Origin of the sequence: Streptomyces sp. BF23-19 (assembly GCF_041106355.1) — a bacterium.
GTDB classification, from domain to species: domain Bacteria; phylum Actinomycetota; class Actinomycetes; order Streptomycetales; family Streptomycetaceae; genus Streptomyces; species Streptomyces virginiae_A.
On record NZ_JBGBPT010000185.1, the window covers coordinates 1 to 3,664 of the forward strand.

Here is a 3,664-nt window from a genome sequence, read left to right on the forward strand (position 1 = left end):
CGCCGGGCGCCCGAGGAGACGCCCCGGCGCGCGCCCGGCCCCGGCGGAACCCCGCCCGACGCCCGGCACACCCGCCCCGCCCCCGCCCCCGGCGCGGGTTCCGGCGGGACGGGCCCCGGCGGGACCACCCCGGCCGAGCGGCGCAGCCGACCGGCCCCGACGGGAGCCGCGGCGCACCTCGCCCACGTGGTCGCCCGCGCCGGCCGCCGCCTCCTCGTCGTCCTCGACGCCCCGGAGGAGATGCCGCCGGGGCTCGCCCACCGGCTCGCCCCCTGGACCACCGCCACCGCCGGGTGGCTGCACGCCACCGGCACCCGACTGGTCGTCGCCGCCCGGCCCGAGTACTGGGAAGGGGCCGGCGCCCTCTACCCGCCCGAGGCACTGCACACCCCGACCCGCTCCGCCCGACGGCTGCCCCCCGCCCTCCCGCTCGCGGACCTCGACGCCGCCGAGGCCGAGACCGCCCGGGCCCGCCTCGGCATCCCCGCCGGCGCCGTCCGGGAGGCCGACGCCCGGCACCCGCTCACCCTGCACCTGCTCGCCGGGATCCGGGCCGCCGAGGTCACCACCGGCCGGCCCGGCCGCGACGAGGTCTTCGCCGCGCACCTTGACCTGCTGTGCCTGCGCACCGCCGTCCGCATCGCCGCGGCCTGCGCCGACGCCGGGGGCGCCCGGGTGCACGGACCCGGGGTCAAGCGGCTCGCCGCACGCGTGGCCGGCCGCGTCCACGAGGCCGCGCGGCGCGCTCTGGGACCCGGGCAGGGGCAGCTGGACCGGGTCTCCTTCGAGGAGCTGTTCCCCTGGCGCACCGGCTGGGCCTCCGCCGTGCTCACCGAAGGACTGCTGGTGCCCGCCGGGCCCGGCTACCGCTTCGCCCACGAGGAGCTGTCCGACTGGATCCAGGCCGGCCACCTGGACGTGCCGACCGCCCTCGGCCTGCTCGTCCACGGCCCGGCCGAGCCCGGGCTGCCCGTGCCCCGGCACCGGATCGGGCCCGTCCTGGAGGCCCTGCGCAGGCTCGCCCCCGACCGGCTGCGCGGCGAGCTCACCGGGCTGGTCCACCGGCTCAACCGCTTCACCGAGGAACCGGAGCGGGCCACCCCGGACCGCGCCTGGTGGGCCGCCCGACTGCTGCGCGAGACGCTGCTCCGGGCCCCCGACGCCCGGCCCCTCCTGCCCGTCCTGCACGCCCTCGCCGAGCACGTGGCCCGCGCCGGCCCGGGGGAGTTCGGCGGCCGGTTCTGGAACCGGCTCCGGCTGCCCGAGCCCGATCGCCTCGACCTGTTGCGCCGTCTGCTGCCCGCCGACCCCGCCGAGGCGGTTCCCGGAGACCGCTACCTCGACGCCGCTGCCCGCCGCCTCGCCCGGGACCCGCGGCGCGCGCAGCCGCTGCTCTGCGCCTGGTTCACCGACGGGCGCCGGCTGCGCGGCCGCCCCGGGGCCACCGTCGCCACCGCCGCCCAGGCCCTGCTGCACACCCACCGCGGCCTCGCCGTGGACGACCTCACCGAGGCGCTCGTCACCGCCGCGCACCCGCGCGCCGACGAGCTGCTCGCCGTACTCGCCGAGGAGGAGCCCTCCGCCCTGTGCCGAGCCGTCGACCGCTGGGCGCACGACGAACGCGCCGGGCGGCGGGTCCCGGCCGCCGCCTACGGGCCGGCCACCGCCCCGCACGTGCGCACCCCCGCCGACCGCGAGCTGCTGCGCCACGCCGCCCAGGCGCTGCTCGCCCGCCCCGCCGACGCCACCCTGCACGGCAGCGCCCTCGCGATCCTGCTCCGCGACCCGCAGGTGCGCGGCCGCTACCTGCCCGACGCCCTGGCCTGCTTCCGCGATCCCGGGTCCGGCTCCCGGCTGCCCGCGGAGGCGCTGGTCGCGGCCCTGCCCGTGCTGCCCGACCCGGACGAGGTGTTCGCCGCGCTGCGCGCCCGGGCCGACGGGGAGGTGGTGCGAGCCCTGGCCGCGCTGACCACGCCGGGGCTGGCCCGGCGCGCGGCCGAGCTCGTACGGGAGCACCTCGCGCGGTGTCCCGGGGACGCCCCGCACGCCGCCTTCTTCGTGGACCGGCGGCTCGACCAGGGTCCGGCCGCCGCGTCGGTGGTGCGGCCGCTGGTCCTGGACCTGCTCTTCGGCGCCCCGGCCGGGGTGCGCGCCGAGCTGGCCGTCGTGCTGGCCGCGCCCGGCGGGGCGGCCTCGCACCCGCTGCGCGGGGAGCTGGCCGACACCCTGCTGCGCGAGGAGGCCGATCCGGGCGTGCTCGACGTGTTCCTCGGCGCCGTCGCGGCCGGGGCCACCGGGCGCCCGCAGGACCGTACCCGCGAGCTGCTGCGGCGTACCGGGCGGCAGCTGCTGCGGGCCCCGGGCGGGCCGGCGGTCTTCGAGCGGAGGATCGTCGAGCTGGCCCGGACGGAGCCGGCCTTCGGGGCGATGGCGGCCCGCTGGCTGGCGACGGCGGAGGCGGAGGCCGCGGCCCTGCTCGGGCCGAGCGCCCGGCGGACGGTGGAGACCCTGAGCAGGGCGGCCGCGGATGTGACGTGACGACAGACACGGTGGCGGATCGAGTCAGATGCCGATGCGGGGCACCGGCCACGGGCATGGCAGTCTTAGACCTGCAATCGGCAATCGGTTCAAGGACTAAACGGGTTCGGGCGAGGAGCGGTCACAGTGCAGCGCTGGCGTGGCTTGGAGGACATCCCCCAGGACTGGGGACGCAGCGTCGTCACCATCGGCTCCTACGACGGCGTGCACCGGGGACATCAGCTGATCATCGGGCGGGCGGTGGCCACGGCGCGTGAGCTCGGCGTCCCCTCCGTGGTGGTCACCTTCGACCCGCACCCGAGCGAGGTGGTCCGCCCCGGCAGCCACCCGCCGATCCTGGCCCCGTACGACCGACGCGCCGAGCTGATGGCCGGGCTGGGCGTGGACGCGCTGCTGATCCTGCCGTTCACGGCGGAGTTCTCCCAGCTGTCCCCGGCCGACTTCATCGTGAAGGTCCTCGTCGACAAGCTGCACGCGCGCGCCGTCATCGAGGGCCCGAACTTCCGCTTCGGCCACCGGGCCGCCGGGAACGTCGACTTCCTGCGCGAGCTGGGCTCCACGTACGACTACGTGGTGGACGTCGTGGACCTGGTCGAGCGGGGCGAGGCGGGCGGCGGGGTGCCGTTCTCCTCGACGCTGGCGCGCCGGCTGGTGGCGGAGGGCGACATGGACGGTGCGGCCGAGATCCTGGGGCGTCCGCACCGGGTCGAGGGCGTGGTGGTGCGCGGTGCGCAGCGCGGGCGCGAGCTCGGTTACCCGACGGCGAACGTCGAGACGCAGCCGCACACCGCGATCCCGGCGGACGGGGTCTACGCGGGCTGGCTGACGGCTGACGGCGAGCGGATGCCCGCGGCGATCTCGGTGGGGACGAACGTGCAGTTCGACGCCACCGAGCGGACCGTGGAGGCGTACGCGATCGACCGCGTCGGGCTGGACCTGTACGGGATGCACGTCGCCGTCGACTTCCTCGCGTACGTGCGGGGGATGGCGAAGTTCGAGTCGCTGGACGGGCTGCTGGAAGCGATCGCGGACGATGTGAAGCGGGCGCGGGTCCTGACGGACACGTACGACCTGAAGCGCTGACGGACGAAGCGGAGGGCCCGTACCACCCCCGGGGTGGTACGGG

At 77.8% G+C, this 3,664-nt stretch carries 1 protein-coding gene and 1 pseudogene; both read left to right on the forward strand.

Going from position 1 to position 3,664, the window contains the following annotated elements; genetic code table 11:
* Positions 1 to 2,538 (forward strand): annotated as a pseudogene (locus AB8A24_RS43125) (serine protease); the annotation flags it as partial.
* 126 nt (positions 2,539 to 2,664) lie between these two features.
* Entirely contained in the window at positions 2,665 to 3,621 is a 957-nt protein-coding gene (locus tag AB8A24_RS43130) for a bifunctional riboflavin kinase/FAD synthetase (protein ID WP_328961424.1), read from the forward strand.
* Positions 3,622 to 3,664 lie beyond the last annotated feature (43 nt).